General features: G+C 72.2%; 18 protein-coding genes. 6 read left to right on the plus strand and 12 right to left on the minus strand.

Going from position 1 to position 18,744, the window contains the following annotated elements; all coding sequences use genetic code 11:
* Positions 1-73 precede the first annotated feature (73 nt).
* Positions 74-970 carry an IS5 family transposase gene (locus amrb99_RS10920; protein ID WP_190855912.1) on the minus strand — a complete coding sequence of 299 codons (897 nt, stop codon included), beginning with the start codon at positions 968-970 and terminating at the stop codon, positions 74-76.
* Positions 971-1,192: 222 nt separating this feature from the next.
* Here amrb99_RS10920 and amrb99_RS10925 point away from each other — a divergent pair, with 222 nt between their 5' ends.
* Positions 1,193-2,179: an MBL fold metallo-hydrolase gene (locus amrb99_RS10925; RefSeq protein ID WP_190855538.1), complete on the plus strand. Its 987-nt coding sequence runs from the start codon at positions 1,193-1,195 to the stop codon at positions 2,177-2,179.
* 4 nt (positions 2,180-2,183) lie between these two features.
* Here amrb99_RS10925 and amrb99_RS10930 read toward each other — a convergent pair whose 3' ends face one another.
* Positions 2,184-3,740, minus strand: a complete 1,557-nt coding sequence (locus amrb99_RS10930; protein ID WP_190855540.1) for a beta-N-acetylhexosaminidase — start codon at positions 3,738-3,740, stop codon at positions 2,184-2,186.
* Positions 3,741-3,828: 88 nt separating this feature from the next.
* Positions 3,829-4,479, minus strand: coding sequence for a TetR/AcrR family transcriptional regulator (locus amrb99_RS10935; protein WP_190855542.1), 651 nt, complete (start codon positions 4,477-4,479; stop codon positions 3,829-3,831).
* 51 nt (positions 4,480-4,530) lie between these two features.
* Here amrb99_RS10935 and amrb99_RS10940 point away from each other — a divergent pair, with 51 nt between their 5' ends.
* Positions 4,531-4,938: a DUF4440 domain-containing protein gene (locus tag amrb99_RS10940; RefSeq protein ID WP_190855544.1), complete on the plus strand. Its 408-nt coding sequence runs from the start codon at positions 4,531-4,533 to the stop codon at positions 4,936-4,938.
* Positions 4,939-4,960: 22 nt separating this feature from the next.
* Here amrb99_RS10940 and amrb99_RS10945 read toward each other — a convergent pair whose 3' ends face one another.
* Complete coding sequence (locus amrb99_RS10945) at positions 4,961-5,164, minus strand: hypothetical protein (protein WP_190855546.1); 204 nt, start codon at positions 5,162-5,164, stop codon at positions 4,961-4,963.
* A gap of 202 nt (positions 5,165-5,366) precedes the next feature.
* Entirely contained in the window at positions 5,367-6,239 is an 873-nt protein-coding gene (locus tag amrb99_RS10950) for a sigma-70 family RNA polymerase sigma factor (protein WP_190855548.1), read from the minus strand.
* 128 nt (positions 6,240-6,367) lie between these two features.
* Here amrb99_RS10950 and amrb99_RS10955 point away from each other — a divergent pair, with 128 nt between their 5' ends.
* From amrb99_RS10955 to amrb99_RS10970, 4 genes are all read left to right on the plus strand, one after another.
* Complete coding sequence (locus tag amrb99_RS10955) at positions 6,368-6,781, plus strand: VOC family protein (protein WP_190855550.1); 414 nt, start codon at positions 6,368-6,370, stop codon at positions 6,779-6,781.
* 121 nt (positions 6,782-6,902) lie between these two features.
* Positions 6,903-7,103 (plus strand): YdeI/OmpD-associated family protein, encoded by a 201-nt coding sequence (locus amrb99_RS10960; protein ID WP_190855552.1) that lies wholly within the window; start codon positions 6,903-6,905, stop codon positions 7,101-7,103.
* Positions 7,104-7,177: 74 nt separating this feature from the next.
* Positions 7,178-7,690: a signal peptidase I gene (gene lepB / locus amrb99_RS10965; protein ID WP_190855554.1), complete on the plus strand. Its 513-nt coding sequence runs from the start codon at positions 7,178-7,180 to the stop codon at positions 7,688-7,690.
* A 67-nt stretch (positions 7,691-7,757) separates the two neighbouring features.
* Positions 7,758-8,669, plus strand: coding sequence for an aldo/keto reductase (locus tag amrb99_RS10970; RefSeq protein WP_190855556.1), 912 nt, complete (start codon positions 7,758-7,760; stop codon positions 8,667-8,669).
* Positions 8,670-8,678: 9 nt separating this feature from the next.
* Here amrb99_RS10970 and amrb99_RS10975 read toward each other — a convergent pair whose 3' ends face one another.
* From amrb99_RS10975 to amrb99_RS11005, 7 genes are all read right to left on the minus strand, one after another.
* A complete protein-coding gene (locus amrb99_RS10975; RefSeq protein WP_190855558.1) occupies positions 8,679-9,443 on the minus strand; it encodes an SDR family oxidoreductase in 765 nt (254 codons plus the stop codon).
* An 88-nt stretch (positions 9,444-9,531) separates the two neighbouring features.
* Entirely contained in the window at positions 9,532-10,137 is a 606-nt protein-coding gene (locus amrb99_RS10980) for a TetR/AcrR family transcriptional regulator (RefSeq protein WP_190855560.1), read from the minus strand.
* Positions 10,138-10,223: 86 nt separating this feature from the next.
* The gene (locus amrb99_RS10985; protein ID WP_190855562.1) at positions 10,224-13,055 is read right to left on the minus strand and encodes a sugar-binding domain-containing protein; all 2,832 of its coding nucleotides are present in this window, start codon (positions 13,053-13,055) and stop codon (positions 10,224-10,226) included.
* Between the two features lie 116 nt (positions 13,056-13,171).
* On the minus strand, positions 13,172-14,671 hold the full coding sequence (locus amrb99_RS10990; protein ID WP_206699906.1) for an ATP-binding cassette domain-containing protein: 1,500 nt from the start codon (positions 14,669-14,671) through the stop codon (positions 13,172-13,174).
* Entirely contained in the window at positions 14,668-15,558 is an 891-nt protein-coding gene (locus tag amrb99_RS10995) for an ABC transporter permease (protein ID WP_190855564.1), read from the minus strand. Before amrb99_RS10995 ends, amrb99_RS10990 begins: the two co-directional genes overlap by 4 nt.
* A complete protein-coding gene (locus tag amrb99_RS11000; RefSeq protein ID WP_190855566.1) occupies positions 15,548-16,531 on the minus strand; it encodes an ABC transporter permease in 984 nt (327 codons plus the stop codon). Before amrb99_RS11000 ends, amrb99_RS10995 begins: the two co-directional genes overlap by 11 nt.
* On the minus strand, positions 16,532-18,097 hold the full coding sequence (locus tag amrb99_RS11005; protein WP_241755455.1) for an ABC transporter substrate-binding protein: 1,566 nt from the start codon (positions 18,095-18,097) through the stop codon (positions 16,532-16,534). It abuts the gene before it with no gap.
* Positions 18,098-18,744: the final 647 nt, after the last annotated feature.

An 18,744-nucleotide genomic window follows, 5' to 3' on the forward strand; every position in this document is an offset into this window, starting at 1 on the left:
GTGGGAGGCGTTCTCGACGGCAAAGCGCAGAGCCATGGCGGGTCCCGTCACCTGGAGTGCTTGATCGGCACGGTCAGGATGGCACAGGCCCTGGTCGCAGCCACTCGCCGATCACGGCGATGTGCACACTGGCTTCGAAGCGGACCGCCAACTTGTCGTAGCGGGTGGCCACCGCCCGGTTCCGCTTGAGCCGGTTGATGCCGCACTCGACGGCGTGTCTTGCTTTGTAATCATCAGCGTCGAATGCTGGAGGGCGTCCGCCCGCCGGACCGCGTCGCTTGCGGTGGCCGATCTGGTCGGCCGGCTCGGGAATGGTGCATGCGATGCCGCGCTTGCGCAGGTAGGCGCGGTTGCCTCGCGATGAGTAAGCCTTGTCGGCGCGGACCCGGAAGGGCCGGGTGCGCGGACGGCCAGGCCCCTGGCGGGGCACGCTGATGGCCTCCAGCACTGCGGCGAATTGCGGAGAATCGCCTCGTTGCCCAGCGGTGATGACTACCGAGAGCGGCCGTTGCCCCTGCTCGCAGGCCAGATGGATCTTGGTGGTCCACCCGCCGCGGGACCGGCCGAGCGCATGATCGACCGGCTCGGCCCTGGTTCCGCCCGGCGGCTCCCGTTGAAGGTCCCCGTCATGGCGGGCGCCGGCCGCGTGCTGATGCGCCCGGCAGACGGTGGAGTCGACGCTGACCTCCCAGCAGATCAACCCCACCGCATCGGCCTGAGCCTGCAGACCCTTCACGATCCGAGCCCACGTGCCATCGCGCTGCCACCGCCGAAACAGCCCATAGACCGTCTGCCACGGCCCGAACCGGGTCGGCAGATCACGCCAGGGGACACCGGTGCGGACCCGCCATCTGATCCCGTCGATCAAGTGCCGCTTTGACCACACCACCGGCCGTCCAGGCTTCGCCCCCACCGGCAGCAACGGCTCCAACAGCGCCCACTGCGCATCGGTCAGATCACCACGACCCACAAACAAGATCATCCCGAACCGGCAGGCACACCGTGATCAACTTCTGAAACACGGCCTAGTCGGGGATGTGAAGGGCCCGGCTCGGGAGATGGACCTCGGGCCGGGCTCTTCTTCGTGGGCATTAAATCAGTGCGCTCGGGGGCGGGTCGGCCATTACGATTGCGGACGTTCGACCGCGGCGGGGAAGCGCCGTCCACGACTGCTCACGGAAAGGCGCTCTCGATGACGCGGGTCCCGGAGCTACTGCCCGAGCACCCTGAGCCGCTTGAGCGGGGGCACCCCTTCCGGCAGTGGAAGACATGGCGGATTCCCGGCGCCGAGCTGACGCTCACCGGCTACTCCCGCGCGAACGACAAGACCTTCTTCCACATCCCCGAGCTGCGGTGCAGCCTCGACGCGGGGCTTTGCGAAGGGCGGCAGGTGGACACGGTCTTCCTGACGCACACGCATCACGATCACTCCAAGGATCTCGATTTCCTGGCGTCCAAGGCGTCCGGCGTGGACATCTACCTGCCCGCTGAGGCGGTGTCCAACGTGGAGTCCTACCTGCGTGCGTCCGCCGAACTGAACCACGGGCCGGGATTCGACCCGGCGTTGGCGGGAGGCCACCGCCTGCACGGCGTGCGGCAGGGCGATGAGTTCGTCTTCGGGCGCCGCGGGCACCACGTGCGGGTCGTGGAGTGCGAGCACAAGGTGCCCTGTGTGGGATATGCGTTCTCGGAGCGCCGCAAGGCGCTGCTGCCGGAGTTCGAAGAGCTGCGGCGGTCCCTCGCGGAGGAGGGGCGGGGCAAGGAATTCGGGCAGATCATGGCCCGGCGGCGCAAGGACGGCGTCGAGGTCGACGGGGTGGTCGACCGGCCGCTGTTCGCGTTCCTCGGCGACACGCATGTGAACGTGTTCGAGCGGAATCCGTGGCTCTTCGATTATCCGGTCGTCATCACCGAGTGCACGTTCCTGGACGACGCCGAATCGGACCGCGCGAACCGGGTCGGGCACACGGTGTGGAGCCGCCTCAGGCCGGTGATCGAGGCTCATCCGCGGACCCTGTTCGTCCTGACCCATTTCAGCCTGCGCTACTCGGACCGGGAGATCCTCGCGTTCTTCCGCCGGGAGTGGGCGGAGACGGAAGGCGGGCGGCCGGGCAACGTCCTGCTGTGGGTGCACCCGGAAAGCCGCCTGCCCGAGCAGCACCAGCACGGCGGGCGCTGAGGGGTCAGTTCGCCATCCGCCAGGTCTTGCGCGGTTTGCTGTGCATCCGTCCCGGGATGCCGGGACGCTGCTGCCAGGGGTGCGGGCCGCCGGGCGGGCGGTACCCGACGCCCAGCGCGTCCAGGCGGGCGTAGTGCGCTCGGTTCATCCGGCGCTCGAAGTCCTCGAAGTCGCGCTCGTCCGGGCCCGGTAGCCGCGACCAGGCCACTTCGGCGAACGCGACGAGGCGGGGGAACGCCTGGTAGTCCACCCGGCCGCGGTTCTCCACGACCTCGGTCCACAGGTTGGCCTGCGCACCGATGATGTTGTCCGCGTGGGGCGTGCCGGTCAGCCGGGGCGGTACGGGTTCGAACCGGTAGACGTCCTCGAGCGTGTGGACCCATCCGAACGGCACGGGCTCCTCGGGGCCGTGGGCCTGGGCGTGGTCGAGGTAGACCTCCTGCTGCGGGCACATCACCACGCTGTGGCCGGCCTCCGCGGCGGCGATCCCGCCCGAGTACCACCGCCAGCACATGACGGCGGCGCCGTCCGCCAGGCCGCCCTCCAGGATCTCGTCCCAGCCGATGAGGCGCCGCCCCCGCGCGGCGAGCCAGGAGGCGAAGTGGCGGATCATCCACGATTGGAGGTCCTCTTCGTTCCGGAGCCCGAGTTCCCGGATGCGGGCCTGGGCCCTGGGCGACTCGCGCCACTGGTCCTTGAGGCATTCGTCGCCGCCGATGTGGACGAACCGGCCGGGAAAGATCGCCAGTACCTCTTCCAGGACGTCCTCATAGAAGCGGATCACGGCGTCGGTGGGGGCCAGCACGTTGCGGGTGGTGCCCCAGCCGGTCCCCACCTCCAGCGCGGCGGTGTCGACGACGTCGTCGTTGCCCAGTTCGGGGTAGGCGGCGATGGCGGCCTGGGAATGGCCGGGAAGGTCGATCTCGGGCACGACGGTGACGTGCCGCTCCGCCGCGTACGCGACGATCTCGCGCAGATCGTCCTGGGTGTAGAAGCCGCCGTGCGGGCGCTCGTCCCACAGCGCCGGCTCCCCCCAGCCCAGGCGGGTGCGCCGCCGCCAGGCGCCGATCTCGGTCAGCCGGGGGTGGCGGCGGATCTCGACACGCCACCCCTGGTCGTCGGTGAGATGCAGGTGCAGCACGTTCAGCTTGTGGGCGGCCAGCAGGTCGACGTAGCGCAGCACATCGTCCTTGGGCAGGAAGTGCCGCGCGACGTCGAGCATGAAGCCTCGCCAAGCGAAACGCGGCCGGTCCTCGATGGTCACGTACGGCACCATGACCGGCCCGCGCGCGCTTGGAGCGCGGCGAAAAGCCTCCGGCCCCATCATTTGACGCAAGGTCTGGCGCCCCCAGAAGACGCCCGCCTCATCGCCGCCCACGATCTCGGCGCCGTCGGCCGACACGGTGAGCCGGTACGCCTCCGGCCCCAGCGACGGATCGACGTCGGTACGCACATCCCCGCTGAAAGGACCGGCCCCTCCGGTCCGTTCGACCCGGTCCGGGGCTGGTATCAAGTTCAGCTCAGGCGCCACGCCCTCAGTTTCCCCATAGAAGTCGTCCATTCGCCAGGGGACGGTTTGACGCGCACGCCGCGCCTTCGCCCTGTTCCACAGAGAGTTCGCTCGTGCTCGCGCGCGAGGCGCGTCGAGGTCACCGCTCCGGTGCGGCGGTTCCGCGCTCGGCACCGTCCGGTCCGGCGGGATCGCTTCCGGCCGGGGCGGCGAGCGCGGCGAGGTAGCCGTCCAGGATCCGGATCTGCCGCTCGGGCGGGAACTCCTGGGGGCTGAACAGGGCCTGCACGACGAGGCCGAGCGTGAACGACAGGATCGCCGCCGCGAGATCGTCCGCGTCGGCGGACGGCAGTTCCCCGAGGCGTTGCGCTTCCCTCACCTGGTGCCGGATCCGCTCGCGCGAGCGCGCGTAGCGGTCCGCATGCCCGGCGGCCAGGCCGGGATCCGCCAGCGCGGCGTCCCACGAACCGACCCAGATGCGGTTGTCGGCGGCGGCCTGCGGCGTGGACGGCAGGATGTCCAGCAGCAGCGCGCGCAGCGCGGCGAGGCCGCCGGGCCCGGTGTCGTCCCTCCGGGTCGCCGTCCTGCGCTCGTCCAAGAGCGTCAGCGCGTGCGCGACCAGGTCCCTCTTGCTCGGGAAGTAGTGCGTGAGCAGGCCGGTCGTCGCGCCCATCTCGGTGGCCACCGCCCGCAGCGTCAGGCCGCCGAACCCCTGCGCGGCCAGCACCCGCCACACCGCCGCGGACACGTCCCGGCGCCGGGCCTCGTGATCTCCCTTGTGGCGCGGCATGCCGCCAGAGTACATTCACATAACAGACGTTATGGAAATGAGGAGGTCCCCTTGGGCACCGACGTCAAGGCCGAGCTCGACGGGCTCATGCGCGCGCTCTTCGGCGCGTTCGGCAACACCGGCGGCACGGGGCCGAATCTCGCCGTCGTCCGCGAGGTGTTCATCCCGGAGGGTCTGATCATCAAGAACGTCGGGGGCGAGACCGTGATCTACGACCTCGACACGTTCATCGCCCCGCGCGAGAGGATGCTCACCGACGGGACGCTGACCGAGTTCTCCGAATGGGAGGTCTCCGAGCGGACCGAGATCTTCGGTTCGATCGCGCAGCGGTTCAGCGAATACGGCAAGTCCGGTTACCGCGACGGCGAATGGTTCGAGGGCGCCGGCCGCCAGACGACCCAGTTCATCCGCACGCCCGGCGGCTGGAAGATGAGCGCGGCCGCCTGGGACGACGTATAGCACCAGGTGAGGGCCTGTTCCGCTACTTCTTCGCCGGGTCGGAGCCGGGGTGCTTGACGATCCGGTCGCCGGCGCGCAGCGAGTCCCAGAGCGACCCCTTGACGCGGATCTTCTTGGTCTTGCCGTCGGTGAAGGCGACCTCGAGATAGTGGTAGAGATTCGACCCGTCCGGCATGTTGCGGGATTTGGCGGTGACGACGCCTTCCCACGCCTCGTTCTTGCGCATTCGCCGTGACCTGAACATATGCCCGCCCTTGGTGATACGTCCCTTACTTCCTGTGACCAGGCTAAGGAGCCGCGAAACGGGAGGCATCGGCCGCACGTCGGGTCCTGCGGATGCGACTTTAGGCTGAGACGCCGGACGGCCCCGACCAAGGTCGCAGGCCAGAACCGGAGGCCGGCGAGGCGGCGGCCCGCCGCGGACCGCTTCATTCCCGTTCCGTGCCGTTGGCGCGCAGGTAGACGATGTCGAGGTCGCGGAGCCGGTCCGGGTCGCCGTCGATGGCGATGCGCGTGATCCTTCCGTCGGCGACGGTGAACGAGAACAGGGCCATGGCCCGGCCGTGGCGGGTCCAGACCGCCGCGGGGACGCCGTCGACGAGGGCGAGCCGGGCGCCCTGGGCCCGTCCGGCGAAGAACGCCGCCACCTCGCGGGCGCCGCGGATCTCGCTGACCACGGCGTCCGGGTCGAGCAGCTCCAGCAGCGCGGTGAAGTCCCCGGCGCGGGAGGCGGCCAGGAACGCCGCGACGATCTCCTTCTTTGTGGACCGGGCGGGGGCGGACGCCTCGGCCGCCCCCTGCACCCGCCGCCGGGCCCGGCTGGCGAGCTGCCGGGCCGCCACCGGGGAGCGGTCGATGATGGGGCCGATCTCCCCGAACGGCACGGCGAACACGTCGTGCAGGACGAACGCGAGCCGCTCGGCGGGCGCCAGCGTGTCCAGCACCACCGTCAGCGCGACGCCGACCGAGTCGGCCAGCAGCGCCTCGTCCTCGGGGTGGTCGTGCACGGCCGGCCGGGCGCCCGGCCGCGGCGCGGCCGGCTCGGGCGGCAGCGCCCCGGCCGACTCCTCGCGCCGCGCCCGGCGCGCTTCGAGCATGTTCAGGCAGACGCGGGCGACGACCGTGGTCAGCCACCCGGCCGGGTTCTCCACCCCGCCGGTGTCGGCGCGGCCGACCCGCAGCCACGCCTCCTGCACGGCGTCCTCGGCCTCGCCGGCCGAACCGAGCATCCGGTACGCCACCGCGCGCAGCCGGTCCTGATGCTCGGTGAACTGCTCGCTCAGCCAATCCTGCTGGACCATTCGTCACGTTCCTCCGTCGGGACCTGTCATACCGATTGACCGGCGGGACCGCGCCGATGTGACGTCCGGACGTCCGACCGGCCGGTCCGCGGCGGTCGCCGCCGACGCGAACACAAGGGAGAACAGGCATGAAGGCGCACGTCAGCTCGATCCTCCTCGGCGTCCAGGACATGGACCGGGCCAAGCGTTTCTACACCGAGGGACTCGGCTGGAAGATCAAGGACGACTGGGGCATCTCGGTGTTCTTCGAGTCGGACGGGGCCTCGCCCGTCGGCTTCTACGGCCGCGAGGGCCTGGCCGAGCAGGTGGGCACGAGCCCGGAGGGCAGCGGCTTCAGCGGGCTGGTCCTCACCTACGTCGTCCGCAGCGAGGCGGGGGTCGACGAGGTCATGTCGGAGGCCGAGAAGGCCGGCGCCACCGTCCTCAAGCCCGCCGGCGCGCTGCCGTGGGGCGGGTACGGCGGCACTTTCGCGGACCCGGACGGCTACATCTGGAGCCTGGCCTACAGCGCCGAGGGCAAGGACCAGCCGTACGCGGAGTAGCCACCGGTAAGGGTCCCGGCGAGCGCGCGGCGCGCGCTCGCCGGCCCTGTCGGGAGGAACCGGCGCCACGCTCATTGACCTCGATCAGGACGGGCGGCCGGCGAGAGAGCGGGAGCAGACCATGAAGTTCCGGACCCACGTCGAGCCCCCGGACTTCGCCCGCGCCCTGGACGCCGACCCGGCCGCCCGCGCCGCCTACGACCGCTTGGCCTACACCCACAAGCGCCGCCACGTCCTGGCCATCGAAGGCGCCCAGAAACCCGAGACCCGCGCCCGCCGCATAGAAAAAGCCTTCATCACCCTGAAATCCGAAACCCCCTGAAGCCCTCGGGCCTCGCACAGGCGGCGGGTTGATTCGGGAGATTTGGGGCGGGGCGGTCAGTAGCATGGGCGGCCATGCGGAGGCGGGTGATCGCCCTGGCGGCGGTTCCATGGTTGGTGGCGGGATGCGGCGCGGCGAATTCGGCGGTGCACGGGTACCACCGGTACAGCGATCCCAGTGTGGCGATGGAGCCGACGATCCGCGCGGGGCAGACCTTCGACGCGCGTCCGGTGGACCACGGCGACTACAAGCCGAAGCGGGGCGACGTCGTCGTCTTCTCCATGCCGTCCTGGCTCGGGGGACGTGCCGCGCCGCAGGTCAAGCGGGTGGTGGCGATTCCGGGCGACCGGATCTCGTGCTGCTCGCGCGATGGCCGGGTCATGCTCAACGGCGCCGCGCTGGACGAGCCGTACCTGGCGGAGGGCACGAGGGAATCGACGTTCGGGCCGGTCTCCGTGCCGGCGGGGCGGCTCTGGCTGATGGGGGACAACCGGGGGTCTTCGGCGGACTCGCGGTACCACCTCGGCGACGGCGGCCAGGGCACCGTGCCCGCGTCGGCCGTTGTCGGCGTGGCCGTTCTCAAGTAGGCCGCCGAGGTTTCGCGCAGGCGAGAAGCGATGGCGGCCGCACCGGGCCGGGTGTGATCATCCGGGCATGACCCCGAACATGATCGACGCGGCGGCGGCGGGCACCTGGCGGCTCGGCGACCTGGTGGTGAACCGGCTCGGCTTCGGCGCGATGCGGCTGCCGCAGACCGGCACGGCGCTCGTCCCGGACGCCGTGCCGCGCGACCGCGGGCAGGCGGTCGCGGTGCTGCGGCGGGCGGTCGAGCTCGGCGTGGACCACCTCGACACGGCCGCCTTCTACTTCTCGGCGCTGCGGTCGGCGAACGAGCTGATCAACAGCGCGCTGGCGCCCTACCCGGACGGTCTCGTGATCGCCACCAAGGTGGGGCCGGCGCGGGACGCGTCCGGCCGGTGGGCGCCGCACGCGATGACGGCGGACGCGCTGCGCGGCCAGGTCGAGGAGAACCTCCGCCAGCTCGGCCGCGACCACCTGGACCTCGTCAACCTGCGCGTCAACGACGACCACGACCGGTTCGCCGAGCGGTTCGGCGCGCTCGCCGAGCTGCGCCGGGCCGGGCTGATCCGGCATCTCGGGCTGTCGAACGTCCGGCCGCACCACCTGGCGGAGGCGCAGGCCATCGCGCCGGTCGTGTGCGTCCAGAACCCGTACGGCGTCGGCGCCTTCCCCGAGCAGGAGGAGATGCTGCGGCTGTGCGGCGAGCAGGGCATCGCGTTCGTCCCCTTCTATTCGCTGGCGGGCACCCGCCGCCTGGAGGGGCTGTCCGGCGACGACGACCCGGCGATCAAAGCCGTCGCGCGCGCACACGGGGCGTCCCCCGCGCAGATCCGCCTGGCCTGGACGCTGCACCAGGGTCCGCACGTCCTGGCGATCCCCGGCACCGGCGACCTCGGCCACCTGGAGCAGAACGTCGCCGCCGGTGCCCTCAGCCTGAGCGATGACGACCTCACCGCCCTGGCGCCGCACCCGGGCCCGCGCTGAGTCGCGGCGTCAGGCGGCTATGACGGCGGTGGTGGTGCGGCCGCCGTCGACGTCCAGGGTGATGCCGTGGACGAAGGCGGACTCCTCGGCGGCGAGGTAGACGGCGGCGTGGGCGATGGCCCGGGGGTCGCCCAGGGTGCCGGCGGGGGTGCCGTTCATCATGACCTCGCCCGGGCTCGGCTCGCCGGGCGACGGTTCGAGGATGACGCCCGGGGAGATCGCGTTCACGCGGACGCCCCGGGGACCGAACTCGGCGGCCCAGGCGCGGGTCAGGGTCTCCATCGCGCCCTTGGTGGAGCTGTAGAGCGCGCCGACGGGGACGCCCAGGCGCGCGATCCACGAGCCGAGGTTGATGATCGCGCCGCCGCCGGCCTCGGCCATGGCGGGGGCGATCACCGCGGTCAGGAAGAACGGGGCCTTCACGTTGACGGCGTAGACCCGGTCGAAGGTCTCCTCGTCGGTGTCCGCCGTGCCGTCGCCGGGGTAGATGCCGACGTTGTTCACCAGGATGTCGAGGCCGCCGCCGAGGACGGCCGTCGCGTCGCGGGCCAGGGCGCGCGACGCCTCGGCGGTGCCGTCCAGGTCCGCCTGGACGAAGTCGGCGCGGCCGCCGCGCGCGCGGATGCCGTCCACGACGTCCTTGCCGCGGTCGGCGCTGCGGCCGGACACGACCACGTGCGCGCCTTCGGCGGCGAACGCCTCGGCGATGGCCCGGCCGATGTTGCTCGTCGATCCGGTCACCAGCGCCCGCCTGCCTTGCAGACGTCCGTTCATCATGTGCTCCCTCGACGGTTGGCGTGCCGCGGTGCTCCCGCGGTTCAGCCACTGTGCAAGGGAAAAAATGGACCCGCAAGTCCAAAAATCAGGTGGGGCCAGCCAGCCGCCGCAGGTCGTCGATCGCCTGGTCGAGGGCGGCGCGGAGGTGGGACGACCGGCCGGTGGACTGGAGGATCGCGACGCCGCCCTGGATGCCCGCCAGCAGCGCGGCCGCCCGCCGGTCGGCGTCGACGCCGGCGGGCAGGTGGCCCGCGGCCTGCAGGGCACGGACGCCGGCGGCGAGGCTCGCCTGCCACTGGTCCATGAGCTCCACCACGATGGCGCGGGCTCCGGGGGTGGCGCGGCCGACCTGCAGGAACAGCGAGCCGAGCGGGCACTGGTCGCCCTGCTCCTCGTAGCGCTCGACGACGACGTCCCGCCACCGGCGCCACGCGTCCCACGAGTCCAGGCGTCCGAGGTAGGGCTGCTGGTCATCGAGGACCTGGTCGGCTTCGTACTGCGCGATCGCGAGGAGCAGCTCGTCCTTGCCCGCGGGGAAGTAGTGGAACAGCTGGCTCTTGCTGGCGCGGGTGCGCGCCATGATGTCCTCGAGGGTGGCGAACGCCACGCCCCGCTCCCGCACCACCTGGGCCGCGCCCTCGACGATGCGGTCCCGGGTGGCCCGTCCCTTGGCCGTCAGCTTCGTGGCCACGCGCGCCTCCCTGAAGTGGACCAGAAGGTCCAACCTAACGCGGAAGGCCGGACGGGGACGCGCCCCGTCCGGCCTTCGCGCCGGGGTCAGCCGGTGTGGCGGGTCTGCTCGGGGACGTTGAAGCCGTTGACGCGGACGTCGGGCTTGCCGGACGTGGCGGAGTAGCGGGCGGTGATCGTCTGCTGCTCGCCCGGCCAGAGCGTGACGTCGTTGTCGCTCCAGCGGATCGGCAGCACCTGCTTGCCGCCGGCGAACAGGTCGGCCCGGGTGAACAGGGCCGGGGCGCCGCCGCGGCCGACGTTGCGGACGGTCACGCTCGTCACCATCTCGCCGCCCTCGCGGCGGGTGGTGGCCTGGACCTTGACGTCGGCGGGCTTGAGGGAGCGCAGGCCGGTCAGGTCGGCGTAGCCGTCCTTCTGGAAGACCGCGAACCCGTTGGACGGGGTGTACTTGCCGGGCGCGTGCGTCTTCGGCCAGTCGACCTGGTCGGCCTTGGTGGACAGCCAGTACACGTTGCGGCTGACGACCTCGGAGCCGCGGGTGAGGGTGAGCTTCTCGAAGTAGGTCTTGGAGATCCCGGCCGGGACCTTCGGGCGCAGGACGGTCCGGACGTCCTGGCTGCCCAGCGCGCCGACGGGGGCGCTGGCGGTGGCGCGGACCTTGCCGTCGAGGTCGATGATCTGCGCGGTGGCGCGCAGGCCGTCCTGGCGGGCGCCGGTGAGGTTGGCGACCTTGATGGAGCCGTCGTCGTAGGAGTACATGACGTGCACCGGCTCGTTGGCCTTCTTAGCGCCGAAGTAGACGCCCGGCTGGTCGAAGTCGGAGCCGTACATGCTCCACTGGAGCGACGGCCACGCCTTGTTCAGCATCCAGTAGATGATCCCGGTGCTGGGGTTGGCCTTGTCGGTGGAGTTGCCGATGTACGACTCGAACTGCGCGCGCGTGACCTCGTACTGGCCGAGCTGGACGGTCTTCTGGTACGAGCCGGCGTCCTTCCAGGGGCCGTACCGGTGCCACAGCGGGGTGTTGTAGACGCCCATCCGGGACAGGCGCGTGTAGTCGGAGTAGAAGAACGTGTGGTACATGTCCTGGCCGGCGGTCTGGCCCTGCGCGGTCGCCGGGTCCCAGATCTTCTTCTGCTCGGCGGCGCTGAGGAAGCGGTTCAGCGAGTCCTGGGTCGGGATGGTGTTCCCGGTGCTGACCTCGGTGTCGAAGCCCCAGGCGCTGCCGGTCATGCTGAGCGTCGGGTCGTTGGTGTTGACGGTCTCGCGCTTGTTGTTCCACAGCGCGTTCGGCGGGAAGTAGTTGTAGCCGCCCTCCTTGGTGCCGGCGGGCCCGAGCTTCGGCGACGACTTGTACTCGGCCGCGGCGACCTGCGGGAGCCGGAAGTCGGCCCGCTCGAACGCCTTGAGGAAGAGGGCCTCCTTCTCCGCGTCGGGCGCGTCGTCGCTGCCCTGGAAGAAGGTGAAGACGCTCGGGTGGTCGCGGAGCCGCTCCGCCATCCTGCCCGCCTGGTTGGACGCGTTGGCCTTGACGTCGTCCGACCAGGTCGACGACTTGCCCTCCCACAGCGCGCAGCACTGCCAGCCCGGCATGGCGAGGACGCCGGCGCGGTCGAGCTGGGCGAACATGTCGTCCGGCGGGAAGTTGCCCTCGAACCGGACGGCGTTCAGGCCCATGTTCCTGATGTAGGAGATCTGGTTCGAGACGTTGGACGGGGAGTAGCGCAGGAACAGGTCCGGCGACCATCCGGCGCCGCGGATGACCAGCGGCTTGCCGTTGACGATGAACTGCCGGTAGCCGTCCTTGCCGTGGGTCTTGCCGGGGACGGGCTTGGTGAGCCGGGACGTCACCGTCCGGATGCCGAAGTCCTCGGCGGCGGTGCTGGAGACGGTCCCGCCCACGGACGCGTCTAGCGCGAGGTGGTACATCGGCTGGTCGCCCATCTGGTACGGCCACCACACCGCCGGGTTCTTCAGGTGCAGGCCGGGGCAGTCCGCCTTGGTGATCGCGACGGTGCGGGTCGCGTGCGCGGGCACCGTGACGGTGGCCTTGCAGACGATGCGGGTCGAGCCGTGGGTGATCGTCCCGGACACGGTCACCCGCTGCGGCGTGCCGGTGTTGTTGCGCACGTCGGCCTTGACGGTCAGGTCGGCGGTGGACAGGTCGGGGGCGTCGTCTTGGAGGACGTGCGCGTTGCGGACCGAGACCGGGCCCTCCTGGACGATCTGCGGCGCGTACTGGAGCCCGGTGTTCTGGTCGGGCGCCATCGGGTTCCAGTCGACCTGGTTCTGGGTCAGGTACCGCATGGGGGTGTCGAACTTGGTGATGTCCTCGTCGTTGCGGGAGACGTCGAGCGCGATGGCGTTCGCGCCGTCCCGGACGTACGGGGTGATGTCGTACTCCAGCCGCGCGTAGGAGCCCTGGAGCTGCGCGCCGGCGGCGATCTTCTTGCCGTTGATCCAGAGGTCGGCCTTCCCGGAGACGCCGTTCATCACCAGGAGGGTGCGGCCGTCCTTGCGGGGGTGGACGGTGAGCTGCTCCCGGTACCACCAGTTCGCGTCGAACTGCTTCGTCGGGACCTTCTTCATGTTGTCGTTGTCGAAGATGTTCGGGTAGCGGCCGTTCTCCAGCAGGCCCGCCATCAGCGTCTCCGGGCGGGACAGCGGCAGCCATCCCTTCGTCGAGTAGTCCGGTCTGGAGATCTCGGCGCCGGTGTCGCGGGTGTCGGCGGACGACCGGATCGCCCAGCCGGAGGTCAGCTCCGTCGTCCCGGACGCCCGGATCGCCTGCGCGGCGGTCCGGTGCCCGGTGAAGGCGTGGCCCGGCATCGCGTGGGCCGGTACCGCGGGGGCCAGCGTCCCGGCGAGGGCGAGGGCGGCGCACAGCGCCGTGGTTCGTGTCCTGGACCCGCTCATGTGTCCGTCACTCCTTCGTGCGGCGGGGGCCGGGCGCTTCCCGGCGGCCGATGCACTCATGCTCGGTCCGGGGGCACCCGCGGGGCCGTAGGGCCAGGACGTCAATGGGGGTAGTGCTAGGCCCACTTCGCGGTGAGGGCGGTGGCGTCCAGGAGCCGCCTGGTCTCGGGGTGGCGGGCGTCGCCGAGGGCGTGGGCGGGCAGGTCCTCGGCGATCCGTCCGGCGTGCAGGACGACGATCCGGTCCGCGACGCGGCGGGCGACGCGCAGGTCATGGGTGACCAGGGCGATCGTGATGCCGTGGTCGCGGCGCAGGCGGCCCAGCAGTCGCAGGACGCGCTCCTCGGTGAGGACGTCGAGGCCGCTGGTGGGCTCGTCGGCGAGCAGCATGTCCGGCCGCTGCGCGAGCGCCCGCGCGATCGCGACGCGCTGGCATTCGCCGCCCGACAGGGTGGCGGGGCGCCGCGCCGCCATGGCGGGATCGAGGCCGACGTAGCGCAGCAGGTCGTCGTCGTAGGGGCCGGCCTGCGCGATGGCCTGCCGGACGGTGTGCCGGGGGTCGAAGGAGGCGAGCGGGTCCTGGAAGACCAGGCCGGTCCGGCGGCGGACGGCGCGCCGTTCCCGGTCGCGCAGCGCCCAGACGTCCCGGCCGCCGCGCAGGACGGTGCCGGCGTCGGGGCGGTCGAGGGCGGCGAGGGCTCCGACGAGCGTCGACTTGCCGGAGCCGCTGCGCCCGACGATCGCGACGGCCTCGCCGGGACGGACGGCCAGGTCGGCGCCGTCCAGCGCGACGGTGACGCGGCGCCGGGACCGCAGGACGCGCCGCAGCCCCCGGACGGAGACGGCGTCGCCCTCGCCCGCCGCCGACGGAACGCCGGCCGGAGGGTGAACGCCGGCCGGAGGGGGCGCGGCGGTGGCGGCGGCGACCAGGTCCCGCGCGAGGTCGCTCCGCGGGTCGCCGACGATCCGCGCGGCGGGCCCGTGCTCGACGACGCGGCCGTCGCGCATGACGGCGATGTCGTCGGCCCAGCGCGCGGCGGCGGCCAGGTCGTGGGTGATGAGCAGGACGGCGCGGTCGCGGGCCTGCGCGCGGACGAGGTCGAGCACGGTCGCCTGGGTGACCGGGTCGAGCGCGGTGGTGACCTCGTCGGCGATGAGGACGGGCGGTTCGTGCACGGTGGCGAGCGCGAGCGCGACCCGCTGCGCCTGCCCGCCGGACAGCTCGAAGGGGTGCGCGGCGGCCAGCGCCGGGTCGAGGCCGAACCGGGCCAGCGCGGCGGCGGGGTCGCCGGTGCCGTGCGCCTTGACGGTCTCGGCGAGGTGCCGCCGGACGGTGACGGTCGGGTTGAGCGAGGCGAGCGCGTCCTGGAAGGCGTACCCGACGTCCCGCCCGCGCACCGGGGGCCGGCCGTCCACCAGGACGGTCCCGCCGTGCGGGCGCAGGCCGGCGACGGCGCGGGCGGTGAGGGTCTTGCCGCTGCCGCTCGGCCCGACGAGCGCGAGGACGCGCCCGGCCGGGACGGCGAGGTCGATGCCGTGCACGACGCGGCGTCCGGGGACGTCCACGGTGAGCCCGGACACGGTGAGCCCGGTGGCGGTCAGGCCGCTGGAGGTCACCACGTCCCGCCTTCGCCGGAGGGGCCGGCGACCGCGCCGGCGACGGCGTTGACCGCGATGATCGTGGCGACCACGGCGGCCGCGGGGATCGCGACGGTGTACCACTCGCCGGTGAGCAGGTGCGACTGCGCCTCGGTGAGCAGGTTGCCCCAGCTCGGCCGGTTCGGCGGGACGCCGAGGCCGAGGAAGCTGAGCGTGGACTCGGTCAGCACGGCGTGGCCGACCTCGAACGCGGCGACGGACGCGACGGGCGGCAGCGCGCCGGGCAGCAGGTGCCGCCACAGCACCTGCCACCGGGACAGGCCGAGCGCGTAGGCGGCGCGGACGTGCAGGCGCTCGCGGCGGCCGCGCAGCTCGGCGCGGACGATCAGCGCGACCGGCATCCAGCTCGTCAGCGCGATCGCCGCGACCACCAGGCCGAGGGACGGGCCCGCCACGGCGGCGAGCGCGAGCACGATGACCAGCAGCGGCAGGGCGAGCAGGACGTCGGCGGTGCGCGCGATGAGGCCGTCGAGCCAGCGCGGCGCGATCGCGGCGAGCCCGCCGAGGAGCAGCCCGAGCCCGACCGCGATCGCGGCGGCGGTGAGCCCGACCAGCAGGGACGTGCGGGCGCCGTACAGCATCCGGGTCCACAGGTCCCGGCCGAGCGGGTCGGTGCCGAGCGGGTGGCCGGGCGAGCCGGGCTTCAGCGATGTCGCGGACGTGTCGGTGGCGACCGGGTCGAGTTCGGTGAGCAGCGGCGCGAAGAGGGCGAGCAGTGCCAGCGCGGCGAGCACGGCGACGGCGGCGAGCAGCGCGGGGCGCCGGGGCCGCAGCCGGACGGCGAGCAGCCCGCGCACGCGGGCGGCGGCGTGGGTGGTGGTGGGGGCGGGGGCGTCAGGCGGCATCGGCTCGTCCCGTCCGGGCGCGGGGGTCCAGCGCCGCGACGATCAGCTCGGCGGCCAGGTTCGCGGCGATCACGATGAGGCCGGTGACCAGCACGATGGCCATGAGCAGCGGGTGGTCCTGGGCGCGGGCGGCGGTGATGGCCTCGCGGCCCATGCCGGGCCAGGAGAAGATGACCTCGGTGGCGTAGACGCCGGCGATCAGCGTGCCGACGCCGACGCCGAGCCGCGCGGTGAACGGCACCAGCCCCGGGCGCATGAGGTGCCGGGCGACGACGGTCCGCCGGGGCAGGCCGCGGACGCGGGCGTTCTGCACGTGCGGCGCGTCCCGGAGCCGTCCGACGCCGTTCTCCACGAGCCGCACGTAAACCCCGAAGTGGTGGCCGAACGCGAGCGCGCACGCCGGCAGCACCAGGTGGGCGAGCAGCCCGTACGCGGTGACCGGCTCCCCCGGGCGGCCGACCCCGCCGGACGGCATCAGGTGCGTCGCCGCCGCGAACACGTACAGCAGCAGCAGCGCGACGACGAAGCCGGGCATGCCGCCCATCACGAACAGCAGGAGGTCGATGCCGCGCCGCAGCCACGCGCGGCGGGTGAGCGCCGCGACGAGGCCGACCGCGAGGGCGGCGGCGAAGCTCAGCAGGACGGCGGCGGCGGTGAGCAGCAGCGTCCACGGGACGGTGTCGCCCAGCGTCTCGGTGACCGGCCGCCCCGACATGTACGAGGTGCCGAGGTCGCCGCGCACGGCGTGCGACGCCCACCGCCAGTACCGGACGGGCGGCGGGTCGTCGAGGCCCATCTCCGCGCGCAGTTCGGCGACCGCCGCCGGGGACGGCGGGCGCCCGCCCGACCGCGACTCCAGCACCGACGCGGCCGGGTCGCCGGGCGCGGCGTCCAGGAGCCCGAAGCACACCGCCGACAGGGCGGCGACGACCAGCACGGCCGTCGCGACCCGGCGGACCGCACGGAGCGCCATCTAGTTGTAGCGCCAGGTCTCGGCGTTCCAGAAGAACCCGTAGCCGTGGTGGCCCAGCGTGCGCCGCGCGGGCCCGGTCAGGTTCGCCGGGACGGCGTTGATCGTCTTGAGGTAGGAGATCCACACGAACGGCGGATCGTCCTGCAGCGCCTGCTGGAACGCGGTGTAGGCGGCCTTCCTCCCGGCGGGGTCGAGGGTCGAGCGGCCGTCCTCCAGCGCCTTGTCCGCGACGGGGTTGCTGTAGGAGCCGTAGTTGGAGCCGCCCTTGGCGAGCGCCTGCGACGAGGCGAACGGCCCGTAGACCGAGGAGTCCGGGTCATAGGGGGTGCCCCAGCCGACCACCATTCCCTGGAGGTCGCCCCAGTGCTTGCGCACCCAGTCGCGCGGGCGGGGGCGCGGGTCGACGTCGAACCCCTGCTGCTTGAGCTGCGTGGCGGACACGTTCAGGATCGCGACGCGCAGCGAGTCCTCGGCGAAGGTGGTCAGCTCGAACTTCACGGTCCTGCCGCCCTTCGCCCACAGCCCTCGGGCGTTCCTGGCGTACCCGGCGTCCTTCATGAGGGACGCCGCCTTGGCGGGGTCGAAGGCGAACCCCGGGGCGGCGGCGTACGGGCTCGTGTCCAGCGGCCCCTTCGCCGGGGTGCCGTAGCCGAGGACGACGCTCCTGGTGATGGCGTCGCGGTCGACGGCGTGGTTCATCGCCTGCCGGACCCGGCGGTCGGCGAACACCGGGTCCTTCATGTTGAACATGAGCGCCCGGTAGTCGGCGGTCGGGTACACCTCCAGCCGGTGCCCGCCGGCCTTGCCCGCCTGCTGCGGCGCGAGGTTCGCGGCGTCCACCTCGCCGTTGCGCAGCTGGATCAGCCGGGCCGAGTCGTCCGGGACGTACTTGACGACGACCTTCCTCAGCCCCGGCCTACCCTCGTAGTAGCCGTCGAACGCGGTCAGCTCGGCGTACTGGCCGTGCTTGTAGGTGGTGAGGGCGAACGGGCCGGTGCCGACGGGGCGCTGCCCGAACCCGGGGTCGGTGAGCTTCTTCCCCTGGAGCAGGTGCTTCGGCAGCATGCCCATCGACACCGCGTCCAGCATCGGCGCGAACGGCTCGTCGAGGACGAGCCGGACCGTCGCCGGGTCGGGCGTCTCGACCGACCTCACCATCGAGAAGTTGCGCGACAGCGGCGAGTCGGCGCCCGCGTCGCGGACGGTCTCGATGGTGAACTTCACGTCACCGGCGGAGAACGGCTTGCCGTCCTGCCAGGTGACACCGGGCCGCAGCGCGAACGTGTACGTCCGGCCGTCGGGCGCGACCGTCCACGACCTCGCCAGCGCCGGGACGACCTTGTTGTCCTTGTCGTGCCGGGTCAGCCCACGGAACACGAGCTCGGTCACCGGGTCGGTGTGCTCGTCCTGCAGTCCGGGGTTGAACGTCTCCGGCTCGTCCCCGATCGCGTAGGTGAGCGACCCGTCCTTCCCGCCGGGCGCGGACTCTCCGCCCTGCCCGCACGCGGACGCGACCGAGGCCGCCAGCACAACGGCCATCCCTGCCATCACCGGACGTTTCACCATGCGCGGCATTATTGCAAACTCCTCGCAGTAGCGAGTTACTCGCATCTGCCCGCACGGCAACGCCGCGAGGAGCCGCCCGCGCGAGGCCGAGCCCGGCCGCTTCGGCGGGACCGCGTCCGGTCGCAGGGCAGGGTTGTGTCCGGTCGCGGGGGCGGGGCCGCGTCCGGTCGTGGAGGGAGGTCGCGGCCGGGCGCCTCGGGAATCGGTCGCGCCGGCCGGCTCCCGGGGCGGCGCAGCGGATCCTTTTTCCTGGCGCGGTCCATCCTTCTTTCCGTCAGCCCTCCGACGCCATGAAAGGTGAACGGGGCAGTCGGAATGACGGGCGGCCTGCGGCGTGCATCTGCCGATCTAGGGCGACAATACGGATAAATTAGGACAACAGAACTGCATTCGGCCGCCTCGAAGCCCGCCGGCCGGCGGAGAACGATCGCCTCGCGCCGCGCGACGGTGCGCCAAAAGGCCCGCGGTGGTGCGCTAAAGAGCCCGCCTAGCTGCGCTTTTGCCGATCGCGCGGCCGAATGCGGACAGCAACTCGATCATAACTGTCCTGTCGAGATCAGAGTGTGCCATGGGCCCGGTCAACCCCCTGAAGGGCTCCTCTTGCGGTCAGTTACCGCCTCCCACGTCACACCGGTCACACCGGTCAC

Source organism: Actinomadura sp. RB99 (assembly GCF_014706005.1).
Classification (GTDB): domain Bacteria; phylum Actinomycetota; class Actinomycetes; order Streptosporangiales; family Streptosporangiaceae; genus Spirillospora.

What these genes read in the sequence shown, in the direction of transcription:
- amrb99_RS10930 (WP_190855540.1), bottom strand. Translation starts at nt 3,740, where the DNA reads ATGGACGACTTCTATGGGGAAACTGAGGGCGTGGCGCCTGAGCTGAAC.
- lepB (WP_190855554.1), top strand. Translation starts at nt 7,178, where the DNA reads ATGCGGAGGCGGGTGATCGCCCTGGCGGCGGTTCCATGGTTGGTGGCG.
- amrb99_RS10995 (WP_190855564.1), bottom strand. Translation starts at nt 15,558, where the DNA reads ATGCCGCCTGACGCCCCCGCCCCCACCACCACCCACGCCGCCGCCCGC.
- amrb99_RS11000 (WP_190855566.1), bottom strand. Translation starts at nt 16,531, where the DNA reads ATGGCGCTCCGTGCGGTCCGCCGGGTCGCGACGGCCGTGCTGGTCGTC.
- amrb99_RS10975 (WP_190855558.1), bottom strand. Translation starts at nt 9,443, where the DNA reads ATGAACGGACGTCTGCAAGGCAGGCGGGCGCTGGTGACCGGATCGACG.
- amrb99_RS10955 (WP_190855550.1), top strand. Translation starts at nt 6,368, where the DNA reads ATGAAGGCGCACGTCAGCTCGATCCTCCTCGGCGTCCAGGACATGGAC.
- amrb99_RS10925 (WP_190855538.1), top strand. Translation starts at nt 1,193, where the DNA reads ATGACGCGGGTCCCGGAGCTACTGCCCGAGCACCCTGAGCCGCTTGAG.
- amrb99_RS10970 (WP_190855556.1), top strand. Translation starts at nt 7,758, where the DNA reads ATGACCCCGAACATGATCGACGCGGCGGCGGCGGGCACCTGGCGGCTC.
- amrb99_RS10950 (WP_190855548.1), bottom strand. Translation starts at nt 6,239, where the DNA reads ATGGTCCAGCAGGATTGGCTGAGCGAGCAGTTCACCGAGCATCAGGAC.
- amrb99_RS10960 (WP_190855552.1), top strand. Translation starts at nt 6,903, where the DNA reads ATGAAGTTCCGGACCCACGTCGAGCCCCCGGACTTCGCCCGCGCCCTG.
- amrb99_RS10935 (WP_190855542.1), bottom strand. Translation starts at nt 4,479, where the DNA reads ATGCCGCGCCACAAGGGAGATCACGAGGCCCGGCGCCGGGACGTGTCC.
- amrb99_RS10985 (WP_190855562.1), bottom strand. Translation starts at nt 13,055, where the DNA reads ATGAGCGGGTCCAGGACACGAACCACGGCGCTGTGCGCCGCCCTCGCC.
- amrb99_RS11005 (WP_241755455.1), bottom strand. Translation starts at nt 18,097, where the DNA reads ATGGTGAAACGTCCGGTGATGGCAGGGATGGCCGTTGTGCTGGCGGCC.
- amrb99_RS10945 (WP_190855546.1), bottom strand. Translation starts at nt 5,164, where the DNA reads ATGCGCAAGAACGAGGCGTGGGAAGGCGTCGTCACCGCCAAATCCCGC.